Origin of the sequence: Proteus sp. STS61-E (genome assembly GCF_040932335.1) — a bacterium.
GTDB lineage: Bacteria > Pseudomonadota > Gammaproteobacteria > Enterobacterales > Enterobacteriaceae > Proteus > Proteus mirabilis_B.
Map to the genome: position 1 here is coordinate 954,742 of NZ_JBFQGE010000001.1, position 26,744 is coordinate 981,485.

General features: G+C 38.4%; 27 protein-coding genes. 16 read left to right on the plus strand and 11 right to left on the minus strand.

The window, feature by feature from the left end:
* Window positions 1-69: 69 nt before the first annotated feature.
* Entirely contained in the window at window positions 70-984 is a 915-nt protein-coding gene (locus AB4J89_RS04465) for a LysR family transcriptional regulator (RefSeq protein WP_088495664.1), read from the minus strand.
* A gap of 125 nt (window positions 985-1,109) precedes the next feature.
* On the opposite strand from AB4J89_RS04465, the gene AB4J89_RS04470 reads away from it, so the two are divergent.
* From AB4J89_RS04470 to tus, 3 genes are all read left to right on the plus strand, one after another.
* The gene (locus tag AB4J89_RS04470; protein ID WP_311754768.1) at window positions 1,110-2,393 is read left to right on the plus strand and encodes an MFS transporter; all 1,284 of its coding nucleotides are present in this window, start codon (window positions 1,110-1,112) and stop codon (window positions 2,391-2,393) included.
* A 110-nt stretch (window positions 2,394-2,503) separates the two neighbouring features.
* Window positions 2,504-2,674, plus strand: a complete 171-nt coding sequence (locus tag AB4J89_RS04475) for a hypothetical protein (protein ID WP_311754767.1) — start codon at window positions 2,504-2,506, stop codon at window positions 2,672-2,674.
* A gap of 176 nt (window positions 2,675-2,850) precedes the next feature.
* On the plus strand, window positions 2,851-3,780 hold the full coding sequence (gene tus, locus AB4J89_RS04480; RefSeq protein ID WP_368468268.1) for a DNA replication terminus site-binding protein: 930 nt from the start codon (window positions 2,851-2,853) through the stop codon (window positions 3,778-3,780).
* A gap of 8 nt (window positions 3,781-3,788) precedes the next feature.
* On the opposite strand, the gene AB4J89_RS04485 is transcribed toward tus, so the two are convergent.
* Both AB4J89_RS04485 and fumC read right to left on the minus strand, forming a co-directional pair.
* On the minus strand, window positions 3,789-4,148 hold the full coding sequence (locus AB4J89_RS04485) for a hypothetical protein (RefSeq protein ID WP_088495668.1): 360 nt from the start codon (window positions 4,146-4,148) through the stop codon (window positions 3,789-3,791).
* A 75-nt stretch (window positions 4,149-4,223) separates the two neighbouring features.
* Window positions 4,224-5,621: a class II fumarate hydratase gene (fumC, locus tag AB4J89_RS04490; protein WP_075673810.1), complete on the minus strand. Its 1,398-nt coding sequence runs from the start codon at window positions 5,619-5,621 to the stop codon at window positions 4,224-4,226.
* 582 nt (window positions 5,622-6,203) lie between these two features.
* Between fumC and AB4J89_RS04495 the strand changes: the two genes are divergently transcribed.
* Window positions 6,204-7,892, plus strand: coding sequence for a YdgA family protein (locus AB4J89_RS04495; protein ID WP_368468271.1), 1,689 nt, complete (start codon window positions 6,204-6,206; stop codon window positions 7,890-7,892).
* A gap of 85 nt (window positions 7,893-7,977) precedes the next feature.
* Here AB4J89_RS04495 and AB4J89_RS04500 read toward each other — a convergent pair whose 3' ends face one another.
* Window positions 7,978-8,946 (minus strand): VWA domain-containing protein, encoded by a 969-nt coding sequence (locus AB4J89_RS04500; RefSeq protein ID WP_311754764.1) that lies wholly within the window; start codon window positions 8,944-8,946, stop codon window positions 7,978-7,980.
* A gap of 674 nt (window positions 8,947-9,620) precedes the next feature.
* Here AB4J89_RS04500 and add point away from each other — a divergent pair.
* A complete protein-coding gene (add, locus tag AB4J89_RS04505; RefSeq protein WP_088495671.1) occupies window positions 9,621-10,622 on the plus strand; it encodes an adenosine deaminase in 1,002 nt (333 codons plus the stop codon).
* A 135-nt stretch (window positions 10,623-10,757) separates the two neighbouring features.
* On the plus strand, window positions 10,758-11,210 hold the full coding sequence (locus AB4J89_RS04510) for a hypothetical protein (RefSeq protein ID WP_193775168.1): 453 nt from the start codon (window positions 10,758-10,760) through the stop codon (window positions 11,208-11,210).
* A gap of 97 nt (window positions 11,211-11,307) precedes the next feature.
* Here AB4J89_RS04510 and AB4J89_RS04515 read toward each other — a convergent pair whose 3' ends face one another.
* Both AB4J89_RS04515 and AB4J89_RS04520 read right to left on the minus strand, forming a co-directional pair.
* Window positions 11,308-12,288: a bile acid:sodium symporter family protein gene (locus AB4J89_RS04515; protein WP_088495672.1), complete on the minus strand. Its 981-nt coding sequence runs from the start codon at window positions 12,286-12,288 to the stop codon at window positions 11,308-11,310.
* Window positions 12,289-12,310: 22 nt separating this feature from the next.
* The gene (locus AB4J89_RS04520; protein WP_088495673.1) at window positions 12,311-13,354 is read right to left on the minus strand and encodes an oxidoreductase; all 1,044 of its coding nucleotides are present in this window, start codon (window positions 13,352-13,354) and stop codon (window positions 12,311-12,313) included.
* 131 nt (window positions 13,355-13,485) lie between these two features.
* On the opposite strand from AB4J89_RS04520, the gene AB4J89_RS04525 reads away from it, so the two are divergent.
* The 10 genes from AB4J89_RS04525 to AB4J89_RS04570 all read left to right on the plus strand — a co-directional run bounded on the left by AB4J89_RS04525 (window position 13,486) and on the right by AB4J89_RS04570 (window position 23,417).
* Window positions 13,486-13,953, plus strand: a complete 468-nt coding sequence (locus AB4J89_RS04525) for a DUF2569 domain-containing protein (protein ID WP_088495674.1) — start codon at window positions 13,486-13,488, stop codon at window positions 13,951-13,953.
* Window positions 13,954-14,047: 94 nt separating this feature from the next.
* On the plus strand, window positions 14,048-14,629 hold the full coding sequence (gene rsxA / locus AB4J89_RS04530; protein WP_088495675.1) for an electron transport complex subunit RsxA: 582 nt from the start codon (window positions 14,048-14,050) through the stop codon (window positions 14,627-14,629).
* A complete protein-coding gene (gene rsxB, locus AB4J89_RS04535; protein ID WP_006536931.1) occupies window positions 14,629-15,255 on the plus strand; it encodes an electron transport complex subunit RsxB in 627 nt (208 codons plus the stop codon). The genes rsxA and rsxB overlap by 1 nt, the downstream gene beginning before the upstream one ends.
* On the plus strand, window positions 15,248-17,539 hold the full coding sequence (rsxC, locus tag AB4J89_RS04540) for an electron transport complex subunit RsxC (RefSeq protein WP_368468276.1): 2,292 nt from the start codon (window positions 15,248-15,250) through the stop codon (window positions 17,537-17,539). The genes rsxB and rsxC overlap by 8 nt, the downstream gene beginning before the upstream one ends.
* Before the next feature lie 6 nt (window positions 17,540-17,545).
* Window positions 17,546-18,622 carry an electron transport complex subunit RsxD gene (gene rsxD / locus AB4J89_RS04545; RefSeq protein WP_165124009.1) on the plus strand — a complete coding sequence of 359 codons (1,077 nt, stop codon included), beginning with the start codon at window positions 17,546-17,548 and terminating at the stop codon, window positions 18,620-18,622.
* Between the two features lie 16 nt (window positions 18,623-18,638).
* Complete coding sequence (gene rsxG / locus AB4J89_RS04550; RefSeq protein ID WP_368468279.1) at window positions 18,639-19,265, plus strand: electron transport complex subunit RsxG; 627 nt, start codon at window positions 18,639-18,641, stop codon at window positions 19,263-19,265.
* A 1-nt stretch (window position 19,266) separates the two neighbouring features.
* The gene (locus tag AB4J89_RS04555) at window positions 19,267-19,971 is read left to right on the plus strand and encodes an electron transport complex subunit E (protein ID WP_368468280.1); all 705 of its coding nucleotides are present in this window, start codon (window positions 19,267-19,269) and stop codon (window positions 19,969-19,971) included.
* A 12-nt stretch (window positions 19,972-19,983) separates the two neighbouring features.
* Window positions 19,984-20,622 carry an endonuclease III gene (gene nth / locus AB4J89_RS04560; RefSeq protein ID WP_088495679.1) on the plus strand — a complete coding sequence of 213 codons (639 nt, stop codon included), beginning with the start codon at window positions 19,984-19,986 and terminating at the stop codon, window positions 20,620-20,622.
* A 114-nt stretch (window positions 20,623-20,736) separates the two neighbouring features.
* The gene (locus AB4J89_RS04565; RefSeq protein WP_194952412.1) at window positions 20,737-22,683 is read left to right on the plus strand and encodes an exoribonuclease II; all 1,947 of its coding nucleotides are present in this window, start codon (window positions 20,737-20,739) and stop codon (window positions 22,681-22,683) included.
* A 185-nt stretch (window positions 22,684-22,868) separates the two neighbouring features.
* Window positions 22,869-23,417, plus strand: coding sequence for an RNA 2'-phosphotransferase (locus AB4J89_RS04570; protein WP_088495681.1), 549 nt, complete (start codon window positions 22,869-22,871; stop codon window positions 23,415-23,417).
* Window positions 23,418-23,496: 79 nt separating this feature from the next.
* On the opposite strand, the gene AB4J89_RS04575 is transcribed toward AB4J89_RS04570, so the two are convergent.
* The 5 genes from AB4J89_RS04575 to AB4J89_RS04595 all read right to left on the minus strand — a co-directional run bounded on the left by AB4J89_RS04575 (window position 23,497) and on the right by AB4J89_RS04595 (window position 26,650).
* The gene (locus tag AB4J89_RS04575; protein WP_088495682.1) at window positions 23,497-23,919 is read right to left on the minus strand and encodes a hypothetical protein; all 423 of its coding nucleotides are present in this window, start codon (window positions 23,917-23,919) and stop codon (window positions 23,497-23,499) included.
* Between the two features lie 121 nt (window positions 23,920-24,040).
* Window positions 24,041-24,364, minus strand: a complete 324-nt coding sequence (gene yciH, locus AB4J89_RS04580) for a stress response translation initiation inhibitor YciH (protein ID WP_088495683.1) — start codon at window positions 24,362-24,364, stop codon at window positions 24,041-24,043.
* 6 nt (window positions 24,365-24,370) lie between these two features.
* On the minus strand, window positions 24,371-25,105 hold the full coding sequence (pyrF, locus tag AB4J89_RS04585; RefSeq protein WP_088495684.1) for an orotidine-5'-phosphate decarboxylase: 735 nt from the start codon (window positions 25,103-25,105) through the stop codon (window positions 24,371-24,373).
* Between the two features lie 45 nt (window positions 25,106-25,150).
* On the minus strand, window positions 25,151-26,320 hold the full coding sequence (gene lapB / locus AB4J89_RS04590; RefSeq protein WP_088495685.1) for a lipopolysaccharide assembly protein LapB: 1,170 nt from the start codon (window positions 26,318-26,320) through the stop codon (window positions 25,151-25,153).
* A gap of 12 nt (window positions 26,321-26,332) precedes the next feature.
* A complete protein-coding gene (locus AB4J89_RS04595) occupies window positions 26,333-26,650 on the minus strand; it encodes a LapA family protein (protein ID WP_088495686.1) in 318 nt (105 codons plus the stop codon).
* Window positions 26,651-26,744 lie beyond the last annotated feature (94 nt).

Genomic DNA, 26,744 nt, shown 5'->3' on the forward strand with positions numbered 1-26,744 from the left:
GATTATGTCGTCAATTTGTGATAATTGTACAATACTTACATAAAAAGCGTGATCAAAAACACAGATAAATCAAGATTTTTGGTGATCTAAGATATTTTTTAATAGTAATTGCGTTAATCGATTCGCTGCCGCTGGAATAGCTCGCTTATTATGAGAAACTAACCAAACTTCAGAGAACGCCTGAGAATTTGCAAAATGCAGATAATGCACCCCATCGACTTTCATTCGCGTAAATGATTTTGTCACAATGGAAATACCAAGCCCTGCTGCAACTAGCCCTAAAATCGTCATAGCTTCGCCCGCTTCTTGTGCAATAGTTGGCGTAATTCCTGACAAACTAAGCAGTTGAATAATCTCATCATAAAGTGCCGTACCGACATCTCTTTCAAAGAAAACAAAAGGATATTGTCCAATATCTTGAATATTGACGCCCGTTTCTTTGTAAGCAAGTAAAGGATGCCCTTCATAAACCGCTAAGATAAATGGCTCACGAAACAATAGCTGGTGGTGCAAATTTTCGGGTAGCGTCGTGTTTCGCATGATCCCCAGATCAATACGTCCTGTCAGTAACGGTGATATCTGTTGTTTTGTATTCATTTGATGCATATGAATACCGACTTCAGGGTAATTTTCTCTAAACTGTCGCAAACTCAAGGTGACTAAATGCATAAAAGGTGTCGTTGAGGTAAAACCAATTGAAATTTCACCTAATTCACCTTTTTCCATTCTAGCGGCACGCGTTGCGGCTGCGTTGACCTGCGCCATAATTTGGTAGGACTCTTTTAAAAACATTTGTCCTGCGGGTGTTAACGAAACTGAACGGTTAGTTCGTTCTAATAGCCTAGCGCCTATTTCACCTTCAAGCGCTTGTATTTGTTGGCTTAAAGGAGGCTGAGAAATATTTAATCTTTCTGCTGCTTTACCAAAGTGAAGCTCTTCTGCTACAGCAATAAAGTAACGTAAATGCCTAAGTTCAATATTCATATTTCTCTCATATCGTCATTGATACTTTAAAAGTCTTATTTCTAATGATTAATATATTAGACAAAAAAATCAAATATTTCTAACATTGACATAAATCAAATTTAAGTAATGGAAGTTTAATCAATATGGATACTCACGAAATAGACAGTAAAAGTATGAGCTTAGGCACTGATATTTCAGACAATACATCAAGTATAGAAAAGCCTGCTCATCACCAATCTAACCCTAAGCACTATATTCAGCGTGATGATGCACTGTATATAAAAGTGACAGTGTCATTTTTCATGGTCGGTTTAGCGACATTTGCCTTACTCTATTTTGTGCAACCCATATTACCCGTGTTATCTAACGAGTTTTCTGTCAGCCCTGCAACCAGTAGTCTAGCGCTCTCGCTTTCAACTGCTTTAATGGCGTGTGGATTATTAATTACAGGCCCGCTGTCAGACGCTTTTGGTCGTAAAAATGTCATGGTTATTGCGCTGTTTTGTGCTGCATTTTTTACATTATTAAGTGCAACTATGAATAGCTGGACAGGTATTCTAATTACACGGGCTTTAGTTGGACTTTCATTAAGTGGCGTAGCCGCAGTGGCAATGACGTATTTAAGTGAAGAGATTCATCCTGCTTACCTTGCGTTATCAATGGGTTTATATATTAGTGGTAACTCTATTGGAGGAATGAGCGGGCGCGTTATTACTGGGGTATTAAGTGATTATTATTCTTGGCGTTTATCCGTTGTTATTCTCGGTATTTTTGCCCTTTTTGCTGCGATTACTTTCTGGAAGATATTACCTGCTTCACAGCACTTTAGACCAACAGCATTAAAACCGCGTAATCTTCTTATTACCACTAAATTGCATTTTAGAGATAAAGGACTGCCTTTGTTATTTATTGAAGGTGGTTTATTGATGGGCGGGTTTGTCACTTTGTTTAACTATATTGGCTATCGTTTATTAGATGCACCCTATTCATTAAGTCAAACTACTGTGGGACTGATTTCTATCGTCTATTTAAGTGGTACTTATAGCGCATCCAAAGCGGGCTTATTAACGACTAAATATGGATTAGGTAAAGTCTTTATTGCTGGAATTTCAATGATGTTAATCGGTATATTGATTACTTTGATTGAATCTTTGCCCGTTATATTTATTGGGATGCTTATATTAACGACAGGTTTCTTTGCTGCACATGCTGTTGCAAGTAGCTGGGTTGGTCGTCGCGCTAAACGAGGACGTGCTCAAGCCTCTTCACTTTATCTCTTTACTTACTATGCTGGCTCTAGCCTTGCAGGTACAGTGGGTGGTCTGTTCTGGGTGAGTTTTGGCTGGCTTGGTGTAGGACTATTTATTGCCCTTTTAATGTTAGCAGCCTTATTGATAGCCCTGCATTTAAACAAAGTTGCCCAGTAAATTTATTGATAATTGATAAAGTGCAAAAGCGGATTAACACGGTTTAATATTGTCGATTTTGCACTCCTTTCTTAAGGTATAGGCTTATTCTTTAAGAAGGAACAACGATTATGCCTATCATAAAATTATCTATTACCCTGCTGTTTCTCTTTTTTACCTCTCTCTCAAGTGCATTCACAGAATCCTGCCCACCAACAAAACCAGATTGTGATGTTATTCATAAACCGTTAATACAATCGAGTGAAAAACAGGCTGCTATTGATTTAAAAGCCATCAAATAACTCTCTTTTAGGAAAAACATCATCAAAATATGCCCTTTTTACGGTATACTGTATAAATAAACAGTATACCGTGTTTTTGGCATTTTTCTCTGTTAAGCGATGTACTTTCCACTGAAGCTAATGTATTGTTTTAAACAAAGGCTAGTTGTATGTTGTAACTAAATAAGGATATTAAGATGAGTCGATATGATTTAATTGAGCAATTCAATCTCTGCTTCCAACAATTAGAAAACGAAATTAAAACGCTAACTGATGTGTTGAGAAATCTAGTGTTATTGCCATCAGCAGTATTTGAATTGCCTGAAGTTAGCAAAGAAGAAGAACATGATGAGGTTGTTCACGTTACAGTGTCACCCTATTATGATGAGGAAGCCAGAGATCTCGCTTTAAAGCTAATGGCGAATCTCTTTATTTATGACAATGCCCCACACATCAGTAGTAAACGCGCTATTCGTTTACCCGGTGTACTCTGCTTTAGTACAGATAATCAAACTTTTAAGTCTGTAAAAGAACATGTTGAGAAAATTAATTTATTAAAAAAACAGCTTTCCAATATTGTCACTAAAGAGTCTGGCATATCGAAGGAAGAGCGTTTTGATTTTGTCCATAATCAGCTAAAAGGTTTAATTACGCTGAATGCTTATCGTACCCTCACCCTTTTGTCTGATCCGGATACTGTGCGTTTTGGTTGGGCGAATAAGAATATTATTAAGAATTTAACGCGTAACGATGTTTTGGCTCAATTAGAAAAAAGTCGCGAAGCCAATCGCGCAGTGCCACCTTATACTAGTGAACAATGGGCAGAGCGTATTGATAAAGAGATCATTACCCTTTCACAATTACCTGAAAATGCAAAACTAAAAATAAAGCGTCCTGTCAAAGTGCAACCTATTGCTCGTGTTTGGTATTCAGAACTTCAAAAACAAGTGCAATATGCGTGTCCCTTGCCTTTATTAGCTTTCTATATTGATAAAGAGAGCGACTTTAAACCTATTATTGGCGAACTTCCTAATTATGATGCCGATAATATTCAAATTCGTCATCGCCCTAAAGCTAAAAAGCTGCAATTAATTATTCCAAGAATGCATTTGTATATTGAAAAATAGATAATGTCTTATTTTTCAATAAGTTTAATTGAGCTTCCTTGAAGGATTTGTAGAAGATAATCATTGAGCTGAACAAAGTGATTGTCTTCAATATCTAAATGGATTGTTATTACCACATTGTTTTTTAATGCAAGAACAATATTTTTTCGATCAAGCGTGATTTTTTCGAGCGTATTAATGGCTTCAACATCAGATAAATGAGTCATTAAACCAATCGAATTATCGATATCTTCATCTTCTTCATCAAATCTTGAAAGAATAATGAAATGATCAGGAGAAACGGCATCATCCCCTATTCCAATAATGGTGACATCATCTTCCACATAGCAATTAACTTCTGTCGCGGTAAAGGTAATTTCTTCAGTCATTATTTTTCCTATATGATCTAAAAATCCCGCTATAATAGCGGGATTTAATATCGGTTAAATAAGTGTATTTAACACTTATTTTTTCATGCTACCAACCATATCTTCTGGACGCACCCAGCTATCGAACTCTTCCGATGTTAGGTAGTTCAGTTTCAATGCGGATTCTTTTAGCGTTAAACCTTCTTTATGCGCTTTTTTCGCGATTTCAGCGGCTTTATCGTAACCGATATGAGTATTTAACGCAGTAACTAGCATTAATGATTCATGCAGTAGTTTATTGATACGCTCACGGTTTGGCTCAATACCAATTGCACAATGCTCATTGAAACTACGCATACCATCAGCCAGTAAACGGACTGATTGTAAGAAGTTATCGATGATCATTGGACGATAAACGTTCAGTTCAAAGTTACCTGATGCGCCACCAATATTAATAGCAACATCATTACCCATTACTTGAGCACATAACATCGTTAATGCTTCACATTGTGTTGGGTTAACTTTACCTGGCATGATTGAACTACCTGGTTCGTTTTCTGGGATAGCGATTTCGCCAATACCACAACGAGGGCCAGAAGCTAACCAACGCACATCGTTAGCAATCTTCATTAATGAAGCAGCTAAACCTTTTAATGCACCATGTGAATGAACTAATGCATCACAAGTTGCTAATGCTTCAAATTTATTAGGAGCCGTTACAAAAGGCTGACCTGATAATTCAGCAATACGTTTAGCAACACGAACAGCATATTCTGGATGGGTATTTAACCCCGTACCCACGGCTGTACCACCTAGCGCTAATTCACAAACATGAGGAACTGAATCATCGATATGTTTGATGCTGTGCTCAAGCATAGCAGCCCAACCGGAGATTTCTTGACCTAATGTCAGTGGTGTCGCATCTTGCAGGTGAGTACGACCAATTTTAACGATGTCATGGAAAGCTTCTGCTTTCTCTTTGAATACTTTCAGCAGTGATTTTAATTCTGGCAGTAAATCCTGACGTAATGCAATAACAGCAGCGACATGCATGGCAGTTGGGAACACATCATTTGAACTCTGACTTTTGTTAACATCATCATTCGGATGGATTTTGCGTTCCATGCCACGGATACCACCAAGTATCTCACTACCACGGTTAGCTAACACTTCATTCATATTCATGTTTGATTGAGTGCCAGAACCGGTCTGCCAGATTGCTAATGGGAATTCAGTTGGGTGTTTACCTGCAAGCACTTCATCTGCAGCTGCGATAATTGCATCAGCACGCTCTTTTGGTAATAAACCTAAATCCATGTTAACACCAGCGGCTGCTTTCTTCGTGATAGCAAGCGCATGGATAAGTGCAACAGGCATTTTTTCAACTGAAATACGGAAGTGTTCAAGAGAACGCTGCGTTTGAGCTCCCCATAACTGGTCAGCAGGTACTTCGATTTGCCCCATTGAGTCTTTTTCAATGCGAGTGGCTGCCATTTCAATCTCCTTAAGTACACAGAATAATTGATTAATTCCGAATCACTTTCTAGTAAATAACTCGGATACCAGTATCATGCCATAAACAGAATAATAAATATGAGAGCTAAAGCGAGCTTATGAAATTTATAACAGAATGAAATCTGTTGATTTTTTTGGGAAAGTACGGTTAGCAATCTTATTTTATTGCCAATCTTATTATTTAAGCTTTCATATTTATATCCACACTTATTATGAGCCTTTATTATTCATCATAAATAGAATCACATCACAATTAAATATTGTCTAAATCTAAAAATGAGTAAGAAAAAAGACGTTTTTGGTGCTTATTTAATTTATCTTATAAATCATATTCATTTTGCTTTAAACTCATTATGTTAGCGAGTAAATAAGTAAGTTCTGATTGCGATTTTATTCCACTAAATCTATATTTACAGTTAATATAGGTGGCGATGTATATATGTGGATTATCTATATTTAAATTTAGTAAAATTTATCACCAATTTATCGGGTTGTTTAAGGGTTACAAAACAGCCTTTATAACGTACATCGCCAGATGTACACAGAGGATGGACTAGAATTATGAAGAAATCGCTTGTCGCTGTTGGTGTTATCGTCGCATTGGGTGTTGTTTGGACTGGTGCGTCGTGGTACATGGGCAGCAAAATTGAAAGTCGCTTACAGGAAGAAACGAAACTAGCTAATGTCCAGTTAGCGCAACTTGCTAAAAATGCACAATTTGGCGCTGATATTAAACTTGAAATTCGTGACTATAAAAAAGGGGTATTCACCTCTAATGCAGACTTTGCTGTCGTGATTTCAAAAGATGCTAGTGAAGTCGTTGAAGACCAGGATAAAAAAGTAGAAGAAATTATCTTTACTACTGATATCGATCACGGTCCATTCCCTCTTTCTGATCTGGCTAAATTTAATTTAGCACCAAAATTAGCAGCGATGAATAATACATTGGTCAACAATGATACAACTAAAGAATTATTCAAGCTGACTAAAGATAAATCTCTTTTTGATATGCATACATCTTTGGCTTTTGATGGTGCAGTATCAGGTGAAGCTAAACTAAATCCTATCGATTTCGCTGAAAACGGTGGCACAGTTAAAACAACACCATTAACAATTGAATTCTCATCAGATAAAACTGCAACCAACTTCACTACCGCCGTAAAAGGTGATCAAGTTGTTGTGACTAAAGATGGTGAAGAAACTTTCACAATTAAAAATATTGCAGGTTCTGTCGCTGGAACTAAAGTTAATAACGATCAATATTTATTTAATGAGCAGTTATTAAGCTTTGCTGAAATTGCACATACTAGCAAAGACAAAGCATCTGATTTCTCACTGAAAGATTTTTCTTTAACAACAAAAAGTGATATCAAAGATAAACTCTTTAATATCTCTCAAACTTATTACTTTAAGTCACTGAATGTTGCGGGACTAGAATTTGGTGCAGGCAAATTTGGCTATTCAATAGATAAAGCTGATCCAGATGCCATGTTGTTATTAACCAAAGTTTATAACAACTCATTATTACCATGGAATAAAAATCATTTCGATAATTCAGAAATGGTTGAACAAGCCGTTCGTGATGTTCTGGAGAAAGGCTTAGTTTTCCGTATTGATGAAGCGTCTTTAACAAATAAAAGTGGTGCAAGTAAGTTAACCTTTAACTTAGACCTAAATGCTTTTAACGTTAAAGTATTAGAAAACCAAGAGAAATCACCAGCAGAGTTATTTAACTATCTGTTTAAAAACATTGATTTCAATGTTGATTTATCTCTTCCTATGTTAGCTGAATTCCGTAACACCACTCAATATCTTGATGCAGCTCGTTACCAAGAAACCGCATTAACAGATACAGAGAAAAAAGAGATCGAAGTAGCAACGGCTGCTGACGTTGAGCAGTTAAAAACTGAGTTACAACAAAATATCAACCAAATTTCTCAAGATGAGAAAGATGCATTACCACTGATGTTACTTGCTCAAGATGGTAAAGCATTAAGCATGAAACTGAACTATGCTGCTGATAAATTTACTATGAATGGTAAAACCTATACTTTTGATGAGTTTATGGATGTGACTCAAGCTCCTCAAATGTTAGGTTTAGCAGCTATGTTATTCGGTATGGGCGCATCATCTTACGATTACGATGATTCTGATTATTCAGAAGAAGGTTATCAAGAAGAGATGACTGAAGATCCAGCGATTATCGAAGAGCAAGAAATCTTAATTCCTGAGCAGCAACCAGCAGAATAAGCTCATTAATTAAATTTCTATTAGAAACGTAAATAGAACACCCCATTGTGAATAGCTCTGGGGTGTTTTTTTATTCTATCTTTAATTAACAATCACAATCTTTAGCGGGAGTATGGTGATTTTTCCATTCATCTTTACAGCAAGAATCAATGGTTTTGTTAATTATTCCAGCAAGTGTATTTACAGTTGAAATAATCGAGGTTAATTGCTCACAGACGTGGCTACAATTGGTATCTTTCTCATGAGGTTTAGGAATATTAGGCGGTGTTAAGCTATCACAGAGGATCTCTTGCAATACTAATGAAAACTTAGCAATACCTGTTGTGTAGATATAAGAACGCCCTCCTGTTTTCTTCGCTAAGCGTACATACTCTTTTGTGATATTGTCTCTATCAGCAACACTTGGGAAGCGATCTAAATTAGTCATTTTATCGTCAGGCGTGCCTTGGTAGGTATACACTTTCACTTTTTCGTGCTGAGCAACGGCAATCGCTTCATCATTTTTTATCTTTGCTGCGTTGGTCAATACACCGCCGCCACCTTCCATACCTTCATCGCCCAATACAAAAATGGCACGACGCGCACCATCACGCCAATCAAAGTACTTACTTAAATCAATCACCGCACGGCATAAATCCTCTTTATTACCCGCATGATCACGACCGTCAGCCTCTTTAAAGGGTTTTCTTGCCTGTAAACGATTTTCAGGAACACCCAATGCTTTTAAATAATCACTGGCTGATTGATCAAATTTAGTGTCATCCCATGTACCTTCTATACCTAAAAATGTTACCCGAAGTTTTGATGGGCATTTTTCTGATGCCTCTTGTATTGCAGCATCAACTTCTTTGCTTAAATCAGAGGATTCATCAGACATTGAACCACTTGTATCAATAACAACAACTAAATCCAACGCAATTGTCCCATCGCCAGTGACAACTTGTGAACCATAAGTAAGATTATTTTCTGATGAAGGGGGACGTAAGCTTGAAGCCAGCAAATTTTTAATTTTATTATTTCTTTTTTCAAAATTTAAATCAGAATTCTCATTCATAATTATTAGCCTTAATTTTAAACAATAGGTTTGTATTAAAAAATCATAATTAAATGACTTCATTCAATTAAATAGTTTCATTTAACGAGAAAGTATTATGGCTTTAATTCCATTTTCTTTATCACTTATTTAATAACATGGATGTTTTATTGTTTATTTTAATTTTATTTAATTAAAGCTAAATGAATTTAAATATAACTAAATTTTAATATTATGTTTTATGAGAAAACATTTTAAATGTTTCAGCTAATAAAAAATATAAAATAGGTAATCTATTGAATAATGAAGTAAAAAAAATCGATATCTTGACTGTTTTTTCTGTTCATCTATCTTTTATAGATCTATCAAAACAATTGATAGGATATTTCAATTATAATGACACTTCTATTTTTAGATTAAAATCAATGTATCAGTTAGTTTGATAATACACGTCAATTACATTGAATATTGTAGTTAATAAATAGACAGCCCTATTTTTTATTTTTTACTTTTTAACTTAAAACTGAGAAAAATAGTCGTTTTTAGCTTCAGAAATAACCAATTTATGTTTATTTGTTAGTGAATAAAATAAAAATCAGTCATAATAACCCGCAACTATTTTATAACTTACCGATTATAAGAAAATCACTATAAACGATAGATTTTCATTATTTCTATTAAAAGGAAAATAACACGTGATTGACACACAGTTGCCTTTAACCGATTTACATCGCCATTTAGATGGTAATATCCGTCCTCAAACCATTTTAGAGTTAGCAAAACAGCATAATATTGCACTGCCGGCTTATGAATTAGAAGCTTTGCGCCCTCATGTGCAAATCACAAAGAATGAGCCAAGTCTTGTTAGCTTTTTACAAAAATTGGATTGGGGTGTGGCGGTTTTAGCAGACTTAGATGCATGTCGTCGTGTTGCTTATGAAAACGTGGTAGATGTGGTTAATGCGGGTATTGATTACGCTGAACTGCGCTTTTCTCCTTATTATATGGCAATGAAACATCAACTCCCTGTCGAAGGTGTCGTGGAAGCTATTGTTGATGGCGTACAGAGTGCATTGCAATCTCACGATGTAGACATTCGTTTAATCGGTATTTTAAGCCGTACCTTTGGTGAAAATGCCTGCCAACAAGAACTTAATGGCTTGCTAAAACATCAAGATAAAATTACTGCGCTTGATTTAGCGGGTGATGAATTAGGTTTCCCTGGCCATTTATTCCAGCCCCATTTTAATCGTGCTCGTGATACTGGCTGGAATATTACTGTTCACGCAGGTGAAGCTGCGGGTGCAGAAAGCATTTGGCATGCGATTAAAGAATTAGGTGCAAGCCGTATTGGTCATGGTGTTAAAGCTATTGAAGATCCTCGTTTAATGGACTATCTCGCCGAGCATCAAATTGGTATTGAATCTTGCTTAACATCGAATATTCAAACCAGTACTATCAATTCGTTAGCAGAGCATCCTTTAAAAACATTTTTAGAGCATGGCATTATTGCCTCTCTTAATACCGACGATCCTGCGGTTGAAGGCATTGAACTAAAACACGAATATAATGTTGCAGCACCAGCGGCTGGATTAACACCAGAGCAAATTCGCCAGACACAGATTAATGGCTTAAAAATGGCATTTATTAGCCAAGCTGAACGTGATGCATTAATTAAGAAAGTCAGTTCACGTTAATATTTAATAGCTTTATGATTAAAACCATCTGTTAATCAGATGGTTTTTTTATATTTATTGAAAATAGATGGAATTATTAATGACTCTTAGACTAAAATTAATTTTCGAGGGGTTACTTATTATTAAGGAAAAGCTATGTGGAATATTCACCCGACAAGAGGTCAATATAGATTATTAGCACAATATCTATCTCCACTTGAAGCCTCTATTGAGGCTGGCTTTCTTCAGTCAGAAGGCATTGATGCTATTCTTTTAGATGAAAATATTGTTTGGAATAACCAAGTGTATGCTCAAGCTACTGGCGGCGTAAAACTACTGGTTAACTATAAAGAATTTGAACAAGCGCAAGCAATGCTTAATGAGCTTTACCAAGGCAAGTATAATATTAACGATCAGCTAGAACCCATCGATTGTGAATTAAAAATTGATGTAAAAAATAATAAATCCGACTATTTAAATATGGGTTTTGTTTTCTTAATTTATCTTGTATTCGGCTTACCACTTCCCTTTAAATCTCAACAACCTTCGTTAACAGATAAAAAAGAAAATAGTGACCATAACGAGAATAATGACCTTTATAACAAATAAAAAAAGCACCGATAAAAAATTAAATCGATGCTTTTTCTTATTTATCTAATTATCAATATCTGATTAATATTATTAATTATCCACCAGCTTAAATACGTTATTTCTTTTTAGCTTGATTAGCATAGCGCTGTGCTAACACAGCACAAACCATTAATTGGATCTGATGGAATATCATTAATGGTAGTAACATTACTCCAACCGTCGCCGCAGGAAATAACACATTCGCCATAGGTACACCATTTGCTAAGCTCTTTTTAGAACCACAAAAAACAATGGTTATCTCATCTTCTTTATTAAAACCAAGCAGTCTAGCACTGTATACGTTCACAAAAATGACAATTGCTAACAAAATACAGCTCACTACTGCAATCGTTAATAGCGACCAACCGTCAATTTTATGCCAGATCCCTTCAACAACTGCTTCACTAAATGCCACATAAACCACCAGCAAAATAGAGGAACGATCCGTTCTATTAACTAATTTTTTATGTTTATCAACCCAACGACCAATTAAAGGTCGAGATAAATGGCCAATAATAAAAGGTACCATCAGTTGCAGTAAGATTGATTGAATAGCCCCTGCCGTGTCGAAATCTTCCGCAGAACCTTGCGTTTGCATTAAAAAACCGACTAATACCGGTGAAAGGAAAACACCAAGAATACTGGATGCAGATGCACTACAAATAGCAGCCGCTACATTTCCCCCAGCCACAGAAGTAAAGGCAATGGCAGATTGAACCGTCGCAGGTAATGCACAAAGATATAAAAAACCCATATAGACAGTTGGTGACATCCATTCAGGCACAATAACTTGTAACCCTAGCCCCAAAATAGGGAAAAGAATAAAGGTACTGGCAAATACAGTAAGATGTAAACGCCAATGCCCAAGTCCGGCAAGTATCGCCTCTCTAGAAAGTTTCGCTCCATGCAAGAAGAACAGCAGTGCTATTGCACCGGTCGTAAGATATTGGAACAGGACTTTAATATCGCCTTGTGCGGGTAGCAGCGTTGCCAGCGTCACCACACAAATCATAATCATGAGAAAAGGATCAAGTTTTAGTTTTTGCCACCAAGACATTAGATTTAGCGCTCCCTTTTACTTATAGCGTAATGGTTTGTTTTAAACGATTAGAAATTTCGCCAGCTTCAATCAAACGCATAATGGCTGTTGCTTGTATTGGCGTGACGGGGTTTTCTTCACCCAATGTAATTGCACGATAAATTTGTTGATAATAAGCAGGATAATCACCAGAAAGTGTAGTGAGTGTGGTTGTTTCTAATTCACCAGACTCTGACAGTGTTGTTAATTCACCATCTTGACTATCCATTCCCCAATTATAAGTTTGATTAGGGAGATAACCGGCTTTTAAGGCGTCTTCTTGGGTATCTAAACCATATTTAACATAGCTACCTTTTGTCCCATGAATAGCAAAAATAGGTGTTGGAGACGCAACTAACATAGAAGCATGAAGAACGACTCTAAGATTGTCATATTCTAGTAATGCATGAAAGTAATCGGCATTTTTTGCATTAGGACGTAATTGAGCAATATCCGCAGTAATTGCTTTAGGCTCACCAAATAGGCAAACCGCTTGATCAAGAACATGAGGCGCGAGATCGTACCAAAGCCCACCGCCAATTCCTGCATCTTCTCGCCAACGTTGGCGAACTGTTGGACGGAAACGATCAAAATGCGCTTCATAGGCACTGATATCACCGAGTGTTTTATCAGCTAAAAGTTTTTTAACGGTTAAGAAACCAGAATCCCAACGACGATTATGAAAAACAGAGAGGAGTTTACCGGCATCTGTTGCTTGCTGAGTTAATTTTTCAGCTTCTTCCAGTGTCAATGTAAACGGTTTATCAACAATAACATGTTTACCTTTTTCTAGAGCCTGTGAAGCCAGTGAATAGTGAGTATTATTCGGCGTTGGAATAATGATTAAGTCTATTGAGGGATCATTAATAAGTGCTTGGGGGTCTGCATAAACGGTAATGTGAGGAAAATCTTGTTTAACCTTATTTTCATCAGAGCTTGAAATTGCACTAAGATTTAAACCTTCGGTTGTTGTTATTAGCGGAGCATGAAAGGTTTTACTTGCATAGCCATATCCGATAATCCCAACATTGAGTTTAATTGCCATAACCCTATCCTATTTTTATATGCTTTTTTATTAACAAAAATCACTTTCACTTTTGTAGCTAAATAAATAATAACAAAGTTTGTGATAATATCCCGTTTAGTTCTATACATACGAGTAGGAATAATTAATTAATGAAATTTGATCTCAAAGCAAACACGCAGAATAACCTTTCAGGAAAAGCGCCTATTACAGGGTGGTTGCTTGCGCCATTGGCTTATATGATCTTGTCAGTGATTGGTTCTGGGTTGATGTCTGTTCTGTATATTATTAAATATTTTTCAGACTTTTCGATCCTCCACCAGCTTCCATTTCATTTGATATCAAGTTGGTATCTCTCTGCGTTAACAACGTGGGTAATGTTTAGCTTTACGCTTTATCTACTAAGACAATTTTTTTATCGCGCTAAAAACTTTCCACGTCTGTTCATTTTTTGGTTGCTAATCAACTTACTATTAGCAATTAAGAGTTTTGGTTTTGCACCTGTTGACGACCAAACGGCATTACAATCCCTTCTATGGTCTGTATTCTCGACTGTCTGCTTTGTGCCTTATATCAAGTACTCTAAACGTGTTCGTGAAACTTTCACACAAGTTCGATAACTTCACGCCTTTACCCTTGATATTATATACGCTTGTTTAGCCTCTTTATTTCAGGAGGCTTTTTGTTTCTCTGTTTAACAATTTTGGCATAACAATGACTGATTACTTGCTTCTATTCGTCGGCACCGTATTGGTGAATAACTTTGTACTCGTCAAATTCCTTGGTTTATGCCCATTTATGGGTGTATCAAAAAAATTAGAAACCGCGATTGGTATGGGATTTGCGACAACCTTTGTTATGACTCTCGCCTCGATTAGTTCTTGGCTGATGGATAATTTTATTTTAGTTCCTTTGGACTTACTTTATTTACGCACACTGAGCTTTATTTTAGTTATTGCAGTAGTTGTACAATTCACTGAAATGGTCGTAAGAAAAACAAGCCCGACACTCTATCGTTTATTAGGGATCTTCTTACCTTTAATTACCACAAACTGCGCTGTATTAGGTGTGGCATTATTAAATATCAATCAAGCCCACACATTTATGCAATCTGCCGTTTATGGTTTTGGTGCAGCCATTGGTTTTTCTCTTGTAATGGTATTATTTGCCGCTATTAGAGAACGCTTAGCCGTCGCCAATGTACCCGCACCATTTAAAGGTGCTTCAATTGGTTTAATTACCGCAGGTTTAATGTCTCTCGCCTTTATGGGTTTTAGTGGTTTGGTGAAACTGTAATGAATTCTTTATGGATAGCAATTGGCGTACTTGGTGCGCTAGGTCTTATCTTTGGGCTAATTTTGGGATATTCCGCGCGCCGTTTTAAAGTGGAAGAAGATCCTATTGTCGAAAAAATTGACGCAATATTACCGCAAAGCCAATGCGGACAATGTGGTCATCCTGGGTGTCGTCCTTATGCGGATGCAGTCGCAAACAATGGTGAGATGATTAACCGTTGTGCGCCGGGTGGCGAACAAGTGATGTTAAAAATAGCTGAATTGATGGGCGTTGATCCTCAACCGCTTGATGGTGACGAAGAAGCATTAAATCCAATTAGAAAAGTCGCCTTAATTGATGAAGATAATTGCATAGGATGTACTAAGTGTATTCAAGCGTGCCCTGTTGATGCCATTGTGGGTGCCACACGTGCTATGCACACCGTTATTGAAGACTTATGTACTGGATGTGACTTATGTGTGCCTCCTTGCCCTACTGATTGTATAACCTTGGTTCCTGTCAAAGTCACAACCTCAAATTGGAAATGGGATTTAAATACAATCCCAGTAAAAAATATTCCAGCAGAGCCAGAAGAAACACCTGAAGATGAACCGTCATTAAAGACGGAGGATAACGCTCATGTTTAATCTCTTTTCGTTATTTAAAAAAGATAAAATCTGGGATTTTAAAGGCGGTATTCATCCTCCTGAAATGAAATTACAGTCAAGTCGTACACCAATGCGTATCGCGCAATTACCTGATGAAGTGATTATTCCTATTCATCAGCACTTAGGTGTACCGGGTCAACTTTGTGTCAGCGTAGGTGAGCATGTATTAAAAGGTCAACCATTAACAAAAGGGGTTGGCAGAACATTACCTGTACATGCTTCTATCTCTGGTACAGTTACGGCAATAGAACCATTTCCAAGTGCTCATCCTTCTGGATTACCTGAAATTGCGGTAAGAATTCAATCTGATGGTAAAGACGAATGGCGAGAGAAATCCCCTATCATCAATTACCAATCAGAAAGTAGAGATACGTTACTTAACCGTATCCATGAAGCAGGTATTGCAGGATTAGGGGGCGCGGGATTCCCAACTGCGTCAAAATTAAAAGGTGGTGGCGACCTCGTTAAAACACTCATCATCAATGCAGCAGAGTGTGAACCTTATATCACAGCAGACGATCGCTTAATGCAAGAACATGCTGATGAAGTGATTGCTGGGTGTCAGGTCTTAATTCACCTTCTGTCTCCAGATGAAGTGTTAATTGGTATTGAGGATAATAAGCCTGAAGCCATTGAGTCATTAAAAAATGCCTTAAATGCTGTACCTGATGAGAAACGTATTTTTATTCGTGTTATCCCAACCAAATATCCATCAGGTGGTGCTAAACAACTGACCAAGATCTTAACTGGTAAAGAAGTTCCATCAGGAGGACGTTCATCTGATATTGGCGTCTTGATGCAAAACGTAGGTACGGTTGTCGCCATCAAACGTGCCATTATTGATGATGAGCCATTAATTGAACGTGTTGTCACGGTTACAGGTAATGGCGCTAAAACACCGGGTAACTTTTGGGCTCGTTTAGGTACACCTATTTACTCATTGCTAAAACAAGCTGGTTTTGTTGCAGGCTCTGAACAAATGGTGATTATGGGTGGACCATTAATGGGCTTTACCCTACCAGACTTAAATGCCCCTGTTGTTAAGATAACCAACTGCCTACTTATCCCTTCAGTCGAAGAGATGGATACAGATAATCTTGAAGAAGCCTGTATCCGTTGTGGTCATTGTGTTGATGCTTGCCCTAGTGGTTTATTACCTCAACAACTTTACTGGTTTAGTAAAGGTAAAGAGCATGAGAAAGCACAACAGCATAATTTATTTGATTGTATTGAATGCGGTGCATGTGCATTTGTTTGCCCTAGTAATATTCCGCTAGTTCAATACTATCGCCAAGAAAAAGCAGAAATACGTGAAATAGATGCGGAAGCAAAACGTGCGGCTGAGGCAAAAGCACGTTTTGAAGCGAAAAAAATACGTATGGAACGCGAAAAACTTGAGCGTGAAGCTAGACATCAACGTGCCGCAGTTAAACTTGATGATGAAGATCACGGTGAAGTTCAATCTGCACTTTCTCGCGTAAAAGCGAAACAAAGTATTGGCAAAATTATTTCTGTTAAAGCGGGTGAAGAGCCAGATAACGCAGCCGCGATTGCCGCACGTAAAAAACGTAAAGAGGAAGTCAGAGCAAAACAAGCGGCTAAATTAGCACAGCAAAAAGCACTAGAAACCTCAAGTGAGAATATAGCGAGTGAGAGCGAAGATGCTGATCCACGCAAAGCTGCCGTTGCCGCTGCATTGGCACGTGTTAAAGCTAAAAAAGCACAGCAAGCTTCTGAAACATCTTCAACTGTAGAAACGCAGGCTAAAAACGCTGAAGCAGAAGAAGTCGATCCACGCAAAGCTGCCGTTGCCGCCGCATTGGCTCGTGTTAAAGCTAAGAAAGCACAGCAAGCTTCTGAAGCATCATCAACTGTAGAAACGCCTGCTCAAAACGCTGAAGCGGAAGAAGTCGATCCGCGTAAAGCTGCTGTCGCTGCTGCCATTGCCAGAGTAAAAGCAAAGAAAGAGGCTCAACAAGCTCCAGCGGAAACAACAATCGATGAAGCCCCTACTCAAAATGATGAAGTGGAAGAAGTCGATCCGCGCAAAGCTGCAGTTGCTGCCGCTATTGCCAGAGTAAAAGCGAAAAAAGAAGCTCAACAAGCTCAAGTAGAAACAACAACTGATGAAGCCCCTGCTCAAAACGCTGAAGTGGAAGAAGTCGATCCGCGCAAAGCTGCTGTCGCTGCTGCCATTGCTAGAGTAAAAGCGAAAAAAGAAGCCGAACAACGTCGAGCTAAAGAAGAAGTTACCTTGGATTAATCACAGATGAAATTCAGACCAATACAAAATAACAATAGTAAATTAAAAATTGCGAGTTCACCTTTTACGCATAATCAACAGTCCACCAGCCAAGTTATGCTATGGGTAACATTAGCAGCACTGCCGGGGATCTTAAGCCAGATCTATTTTTTTGGCCTAGGAACTATTTACCAAATTGTGTTAGCTATTATCGTAGCACTTGTCACTGAAACACTCTGTGTAAAGCTCAAAAAAGAAGATCCTTTACTGTATCTGAAAGACAACTCTGCACTGCTGACTGGCGTATTACTCGCCATTAGTATTCCACCTCTAGCGCCGTGGTGGATCATTGTGTTAGGTACTTTTGTAGCCATTGTTATCGCAAAACATATTTATGGCGGCTTAGGACAAAATCCATTTAATCCAGCAATGGTAGGTTATGTGGTTTTACTGATCTCATTCCCAGTACAAATGACATCATGGATGCCCCCTGTTGAATTACAAGCTGTCTCTTACAATGTAATGGATAGTTTAAGTATCTTCTTTACGGGACATACATCATCTGGCTTAACGCTTGAAGATTTAAGACGCTCTGTTGATGGCATTACACAAGCAACACCTCTTGATAGTTTTAAAACGGGCTTACTCACTCACTCTATTGATGAAGTGTTAGCGACACCTATTTTACAAGGTGAATTTGCAGGTATTGGCTGGCAATGGGTGAATGTAGCTTATTTAGTGGGTGGATTAATTTTGCTTTATAAACGCATTATTAGTTGGCATATTCCTGTTGCGATGATTTCTGTATTAGCACTATGCTCGGTTATTAGCTGGGGCATTGATCCTACACGTTACTCACAACCGCTATTACAAATTTTCTCTGGAGCGACCATGTTAGGGGCATTTTTTATTGCCACTGATCCAGTTAGCGCCTCAACAACGCCTAAAGGTCGTTTAATTTATGCAGGGATGATTGGTTTATTAGTTTGGGTTATCCGTGTTTATGGCGGATATCCAGATGCCGTTGCTTTCTCTGTATTACTTGCCAATATCGCTGTACCTCTTATTGATAGCTATACACGCCCTCGTGTTTACGGGCATTAATGCAAAGGAGAAAATGATGATCGAAATCTTAAAACGCCATGGACTCACATTAGCTATCTTTGCTGCTTGTACTACGGGTTTAACCGCCGTGGTCTATCACCTCACAGCAGATACCATTGCAGAGCAAGTTGCCTTAGAGAAACAAAAATTATTGGATCAAGTGATCCCTAAAGCAATGTATAACAATTCGCTTTCTAAAGATTGCTATCTTCTTACAGCACCAGAGTTAGGTAATACCAAGCCCCATAAACTTTATGTTGCCCGTTTAGACGGTAAACCCGTCGCTGCTGCATTGGAATCTACGGCACCCGATGGATATTCAGGTGCCATTGAGCTTCTTGTCGGTGCCGACTTTAAAGGAAATGTCCTTGGTGTGCGTGTTACTGCTCATAATGAAACACCGGGGCTGGGTGATAAAATTGAAACACGTATTTCGGATTGGATCACGACACTGAGTAATAGATTCATTTCCAGTGAAAACGATCAGCACTGGGCAGTAAAAAAAGATGGCGGAGATTTTGATCAATTTACGGGTGCGACGATCACCCCTCGTGCTGTCGTCAACTCATCAAAGCGTACTGCATGGTTAATACAATCTTTACCAGAGAAACTGGATACACTCTCTGTCTGCGAGGCAAATTAATATGAACTCAATTAAAGAGCTCTTTTCTCAAGGGTTATGGAAAAACAACTCAGCTTTAGTGCAATTACTTGGGTTGTGCCCTTTACTTGCGGTTTCCTCAACCGCAACAAATGCCTTGGGTCTCGGTATTGCGACCACATTAGTCCTATTTTGCACAAATGTTGCCGTTTCTAGCTTACGTCATTGGGTTCCCTCTGAAATTCGTATCCCAATTTATGTTATGATAATTGCGTCAGTCGTCAGTGCTGTGCAATTACTGATCAACGCATACGCCTATGGCTTATACCAATCTTTAGGGATCTTCATTCCATTGATCGTCACTAACTGTATTGTTATTGGTCGTGCTGAAGCTTTTGCGGCTAAGAATGAAGTTTTTCCTTCTGCTATTGATGGTCTAGCGATGGGATTAGGTGCAACTGCGGCGCTCTTTGTTTTAGGTGCTATACGTGAAGTATTAGGTAACGGTACATTATTTGACGGGGCTGATTTACTATTAGGTGAATGGGCACAAGTATTAAGAGTTGAGATAGTACATTTAGACTCACCCTTCTTACTTGCTATTTTGCCACCGGGTGCTTTTATCGGCTTAGGCTTTATGTTAGCAGCAAAATACCTAATTGATGAAAGACAGAAAAAGCGCAGCGCTTCGACAACTAAAACTTACGAAAAAGAACAAGGCTGTGGTAGTCATATCGTTAAAAATTAATTTGTGAGCATAATGAATCAAGCAAAACGTATTGAAATTCTAACTCGGTTGCGCGATGACAATCCGCAACCAACGACAGAGCTAAAATTTGACTCTCCGTTTGAACTATTGATCTCCGTATTACTCTCTGCACAAGCCACCGATGTGAGTGTTAATAAGGCAACAGCTAAGCTTTACCCTGTTGCCAATACACCACAGGCGATACTAACTTTAGGTATCGATGGTCTTAAGAAATACATTAAAACCATTGGTCTATATAATACTAAAGCTGAAAATGTGATTAAGACGTGTCAAATCTTAGTCGATAAACATAACAGCGAAGTTCCTGAAAACAGAGAAGCCCTAGAAGCCTTACCTGGCGTCGGTCGCAAAACAGCAAATGTCGTTTTAAACACCGCATTTGGCTGGCCAACAATCGCTGTCGATACGCATATCTTTAGAGTGAGTAATCGCACAGGTTTCGCCCCAGGTAAAAATGTCAATGAAGTTGAACAGAAACTATTAAAGGTTGTTCCGGCAGAATTTAAAGTTGATTGTCACCATTGGCTTATTCTTCATGGTCGTTATACCTGTATTGCACGAAAACCACGGTGTGGCTCTTGTATTATTGAAGATCTTTGTGAATTTAAAGAAAAAACAGATCCTGAATAATTTTTTACCGATTTGTCTGTTTTTATGATGCAATATTGCTTGCGTCACTACACACAATCGAATAAAACTATTGCCCACTTTTTATTATTAAAACTGCCGACTTTCCGGAAAAATATGTTTCAAGACAATCCGCTGCTTGCACAGCTAAAACAGCAACTCCATGCCCAGACACCGCGCGTGGAAGGCCTTGTAAAGGGAACAGATAAAGGCTTTGGCTTCCTTGAAGTTGATGGTCAGAAAAGCTATTTTATCCCCCCTCCGCAAATGAAAAAAGTGATGCACGGCGACCGAGTTATTGCTGCCGTTCATACAAACGGCGATAAAGAGTCGGTTGAACCCGAAGAATTAGTCGAACCTTTCTTAACGCGTTTTGTCGGTCGTATTCAGAAAAAAGAAGGTGATAACCGTCTGTGGATAATTCCAGACCATCCTCTTTTAAAAGACGCTATTCCTTGCCGTCCTGCTCAAGGCTTAACACATAGCTTTGTTGATCAAGATTGGGCTGTTGCTGTAATGCGTCGTCACCCACTTAATAAAGGTGATAAAGGTTTTCAGGCAGAAATAACAGATTATATTACTGATAAAGATGATCACTTTGCGCCTTGGTGGGTGACCTTAATGCGTCATCAGCTTGAGCGTGATGCGCCTGAAATGGGTAACGAAGCGCTGACATTACATGATACTTTGCCTCGTGAAGATCTGACTTCTCTCTCCTTTGTCACTATTGATAGTGCATCAACAGAAGATATGGATGACGCGCTCTTTATTCGTAAAGAAGAGAACGGTCAATTGACGCTGTTTATCGCAATCGCCGATCCAACGGCTTATATTCTGCCAAATAGTGAATTAGATAAAATTGCGGCACAACGCGCGCTGACTAATTATCTACCGGGCTTCAATATCCCAATGTTGCCTCGTGAGCTGTCAGATAACATCTGCTCATTACGTCCTAATGAAAAACGCCCTGCATTAGTTTGCCAAGTCAGCATCACTGAAGATGGCGCTCTGCTTGAAGATATTCACTTCTACTCTGCATGGGTAGAATCAAAAGCTAAGCTGGTTTATGACAACATTTCAGATTGGTTAGAAGGTGAAAACTCACAATGGCAACCTGAAAATGAAATGGTTCATGAGCAAGTAATGTTATTAAAAGAGATGAGTGAAAAACGTCATGAATGGCGTGAAAAACATGCTCTGGTCTTTAAAGAACGCCCTGATTATCGTTTTATTCTTGATGAAGGCGGTAATGTTTTAGATATCGTGGCAGAAAAACGCCGTATCGCAAACCGCATTGTTGAAGAGGCGATGATCACCGCCAATATCTGTGCAGCAAAAGTACTGGCGAAAAACTTAGGTTTTGGCGTTTACAATGTTCATACAGGCTTTGATCCACTTTATATCGATCAAGTTGTACAAACCTTAAAAGATAACGGTATTGAAACCACATCTGAAAGTTTGTTAACCCTTGAAGGTTTCTGTCAATTACGTCGTGAACTTGATAATCAGCCAAATCAATTCCTCGATAGCCGTATTCGTCGCTTCCAGAACTTTGCTGAAATCAAAGCAGAGCCAGGCCCTCACTTTGGCTTAGGGTTAGAAGCTTACGCGACATGGACTTCACCAATTCGTAAATACAGTGATATTTTAAATCACCGTTTGCTAAAAGCGATTATTAGCAAAGAAAGCGCTGAAAAACCGCAAGAAGAAGATGGCATTCGTATTGCAGAGCGTCGCCGTGCTAACCGTATGGCTGAACGTGACGTGGGTGATTGGTTATATGCACGTTTCTTAAAACCTTTTGCTGGTACTGAAACACCATTTAATGCAGAAATTATCGATATTACCCGTGGTGGTGTTCGTGTTCGTCTAGTTGAAAATGGTGCTGTTGCCTTTATTCCTGCACCATTCTTACATGCTGTACGTGACGAAATCCAATGTAGCCAAGAGACAGGCACTGTTATTGTGAAAGGCGAAACCGCGTATAAACTCAATGATGTTATTCCTGTTCGTATTGAAGATGTAAAACTGGAAACTCGTAATATCGTCGCTCGTCCTATCTAATAGGACTTAAATCGGTATACAATAAGGCTGATAGTTCATTTTGAGCTATCAGCTTTTTTTATGTCTTTAATTTCTAGTCAAACTAGTGATAAAAATGAACATTAAAAAGAAAGGAAATGTTTTTATGTTGCATAGGTATTTTCTCTTGCATCATAAATTTAATAATTAATAAATGGATTAAATCAATGAAAGACAAAGTACAAGTTAGTCGTTTTTTAAGTTATATCTTACGTCACGCCCCTGAAAGTATCGGTTTAACGTTAGATGACCAAGGATGGGGAGAAATATCAAAATTGATCCCATTAGCACAGAAAAATGGAACAGCGCTAACTCTTGAGTTAATTAAAGACGTTGTAGAAACCAATGATAAAAAGCGTTTTGCTATCTCAGAAGACGGACTTTTTATTCGTGCAGTTCAAGGTCACTCGCTTAAAACCACAATTGATTACCAAGCAATTACTCCCCCAAAAATACTTTTTCACGGTACAGCAACTCGCTTTATCGACAGTATTTTTAAGCAAGGTTTAATTCCTAATGGTCGTCAATATGTTCACCTTTCACAAGATCATAAAACAGCCGTGAATGTCGGTGATCGTCATGGAAAAGCCATTGTTTTAACGGTGGATAGTGAAAAAATGTTTAGTGAAGGCTTTGAGTTTTATCAGGCTGATAATGGTGTTTGGTTAACACTTTCAGTACCAGTGAAATATCTAAAAATAGATGAGAAAGAATAGAATGAAATGCAAAAAAATAGGTGACATTGTCACCTATCATCTTACTTATGAACTTCGCTGTTTTCTGTTTTACTAACAATTAATCGGGATGTCCCGTGATCGTGATTTTAGTGCCTTTCTTATCTTCTTCTAATAAAAATTCCGTAAAGCCACCTGAAAACTGTTGTTCTATCATCAATTTCTTTGGACTTTCCCATTTATAATCAACAGAAACATCATCTTTCGTATACTCTTTTTGGATGTTATTATTCACCTTAATGGTTTTTACAAGATAATCTTCATCATGCTCACTGACATATTTTTTATAGGCATCTGCAATTGAAAGACCTGAATAAACACAATAGGTTAGTGCCCCACTTTCAAAGACCTCATCCATTGTTTGCTCTGGCGAAGAGCAGTATTTATCATGAACAACCATGTTCTCAGTCTTATTTTCTGCCTTAGTTTCTGCAAAAAGCGCAGAAGAATATAACAGTGCAACAACCATCAAATACGCTTTCATAAAATACCTTTAAAAAGACATCTCTTATGTGAAAATAAAAAATGTGACAATAAAAAATGCGCTAATCTCAATGGAAAATCAGCGCACTATGATTAGTTTTGTTGCTATCTAACTAAATAAATCAGCCACCAGCGAGTTTAACTTTCATTCCTTTGGCTTCTAACAGCGATTTAATTAAATCACGTTTATCACCTTGGATCTCAATTAAGCCGTCTTTTACACTACCACCACAACCACATTTTTTCTTCAGCTCAGCCGCCAGTTTGGCTAACTCTGCATCATCCAGATCGATACCTGAAACAACGCAAACACCTTTGCCTTTGCGTCCACTAGTTTGGCGCTGAATACGCACAATACCATCACCGGCAGGACGCACAGGCTTTTGTTCTTCTTCTTTAATGCGACCCGCATCTGTGGAATAAACCAAACGAGAGTTATTATCCATGTTAAATTACATACCTTGTATAGAACGATTAATTTGTTGCAGTGTTTCTAGAGGATTATCACTACGTGTGATAGGACGACCAATCACCATATAATCAACACCTGCGGTAATGGCTTGCTCTGGTGTCATTACGCGACGCTGATCGCCAACATCACTTCCTGCCGGGCGAATACCCGGAGTGACTAATAGGAAATCATCACCACAAACTTGTTTAAAACGCGTTGCTTCATGTGCAGAGCAGACAACACCATCAAGACCACAAGATTTTGTTAGTAACGCTAAACGTTCAGCTTGTTCTGCAGGTGTCAATGTTATTCCCAATTCAATTAAATCGGATTGATCCATACTGGTAAGTACAGTTACTGCCGTTAAAAGTGGCGCATCTTTACCAAAGGCTGTAAGGCTCTCTTTGGCAGCACGCATCATGCGACTTCCGCCACTTGCATGTACATTAACCATCCATACACCTAAATCAGCGGCAGCGGCAACAGCTCTTGCAACGGTATTGGGAATATCATGGAATTTCAAATCTAAGAAAATATCAAACCCTTCTTTTTGTAACTGAGTGACAAATTGAGGTCCAAAACGGGTAAACATCTCTTTACCAATTTTTAAACGACAAGATGAGGGATCGATACGCTGTGCAAAATCTAATGCACTTTTTTGGTCTTCATAGTCTAGTGCCACAATAACGGGCGCGCAGGTAAGCTCGGGCGATTTTTTATCACAATGAAATGACATTTTAGGGCCTTTATTTATAAAGAGACTATTAAAAAAGTGACATCGTCACTGACCATCTAAACCGCGAATAGGTTTAACGGTATCCCATGAACGACAGGATGGACAATGCCAATATAATGCATGAGAGGTAAAACCACATTTATGGCAACGATAATCTGGTTTTGTGCGAATTTGCTCACCAACCATATAGCGCAATAAGATAAGGCTCTCTTTGGCACGTCCTTCTTCCGCTTCTGCTAAATGGTAACGCATTAAACGATAGAACAAACGCATGGTTGGATGACGCTCTAATTGACGATTAATGTATAACTGCGCCGCTTCAATACCTTCTTTCGTTTCAATAATATCAGCAAGGTAAAGCTCAGCAATCGCACCACAATTACTATCCACACATTGACGTAAATAAGTTTCCCAACGAGAAGTATCACCTTGAGATTGGAAACACTCAAAAAGCATAGGTAAGGTTTCACTGACCATCTCTTTATCTTGCTCAATCACTTTCATTAAAACATCAATGGCTTTTTGTTTATCATCACGAGCAATATAGATACGACCATACATAATTGAAACACGCGCACAGAGAGGGTCCATTTGCCCTGCTTTTTGTAACAAATTCAGCGCACTATCAAGGTTATCACTGCTCATTTCTTGGAGAGCTAATTCACAATAAAAATGTGAAATTTGTTCTTTTAATTCATGCTGACCTAATTTCACCAATTTTTCAGCCGTTTCTATGGCTTTTCCCCAATCACTGGTTAATTGGTAAATAGCAAGCAAAGATTGTAGCGCACTTTGGCGAAATTCTTGTTCATCAATAAGTTGCTGAAACATATTTTCAGCACGATCGTAAACACCTGCCGCCACATAGTCACGACCTAGCTGTTGAACAGCAAGTAGACGCTGATCAAAAGAAAGTGCAGCACTCTCCATTAACGATTGGTGGATACGAATAGCTCGTTCGACTTCGCCACGAGAGCGGAAAAGATTACCTAAAGTAAGATGGGCTTCAAAAGCAGAGCTATCTTCTTTAAGCATTTCGAGGAAAAGATCAACAGCTTTATCTTGTTGATCAGAAAGTAAGAAGTTAACACCCGCCACATACTCACGTGACAGGCGATCGGCGTTCTGCTGTTTATCCTGTTGAGCGCCACGACGCCCCATATACCAGCCGTAAGCCGCAGCGACAGGTAATAACAGAAACAGCAATTCTAGCATCAGCTATCGTCCTTATTTCGTAGCAGAAGCAACCGTTGGGCGACTTTCTTGGTTTTCTTGTTTTGTTTGGGCGCTTTCAAGACGTTTAATCTTACGTTTTGCTCGGCCTAGTGATAAGCGTGCACGTAAATAAAAAACACCACTTACAATCCAGCCAAGTACAAAGCCCACACCAAACAGAGCTGCTAACAAGGTAGAAATACGATATTCACCTTGAGCAATAAGGTAATTAAATGTGACTACCTGATCGTTATTTGTGCCTAAAGTCATGGCTATCACCACGATGGCAAGAACAAGAATAACCAAAATAAAAAGTAGGACTTTTTTCACATTATTTCCTTTTTTATTCTCTTTTCTTTAGTAGACAGATAAAGGTAGCATTTTCACTGCGCACAAAGAAAGTCATTTCTTAGAATCATCTGAT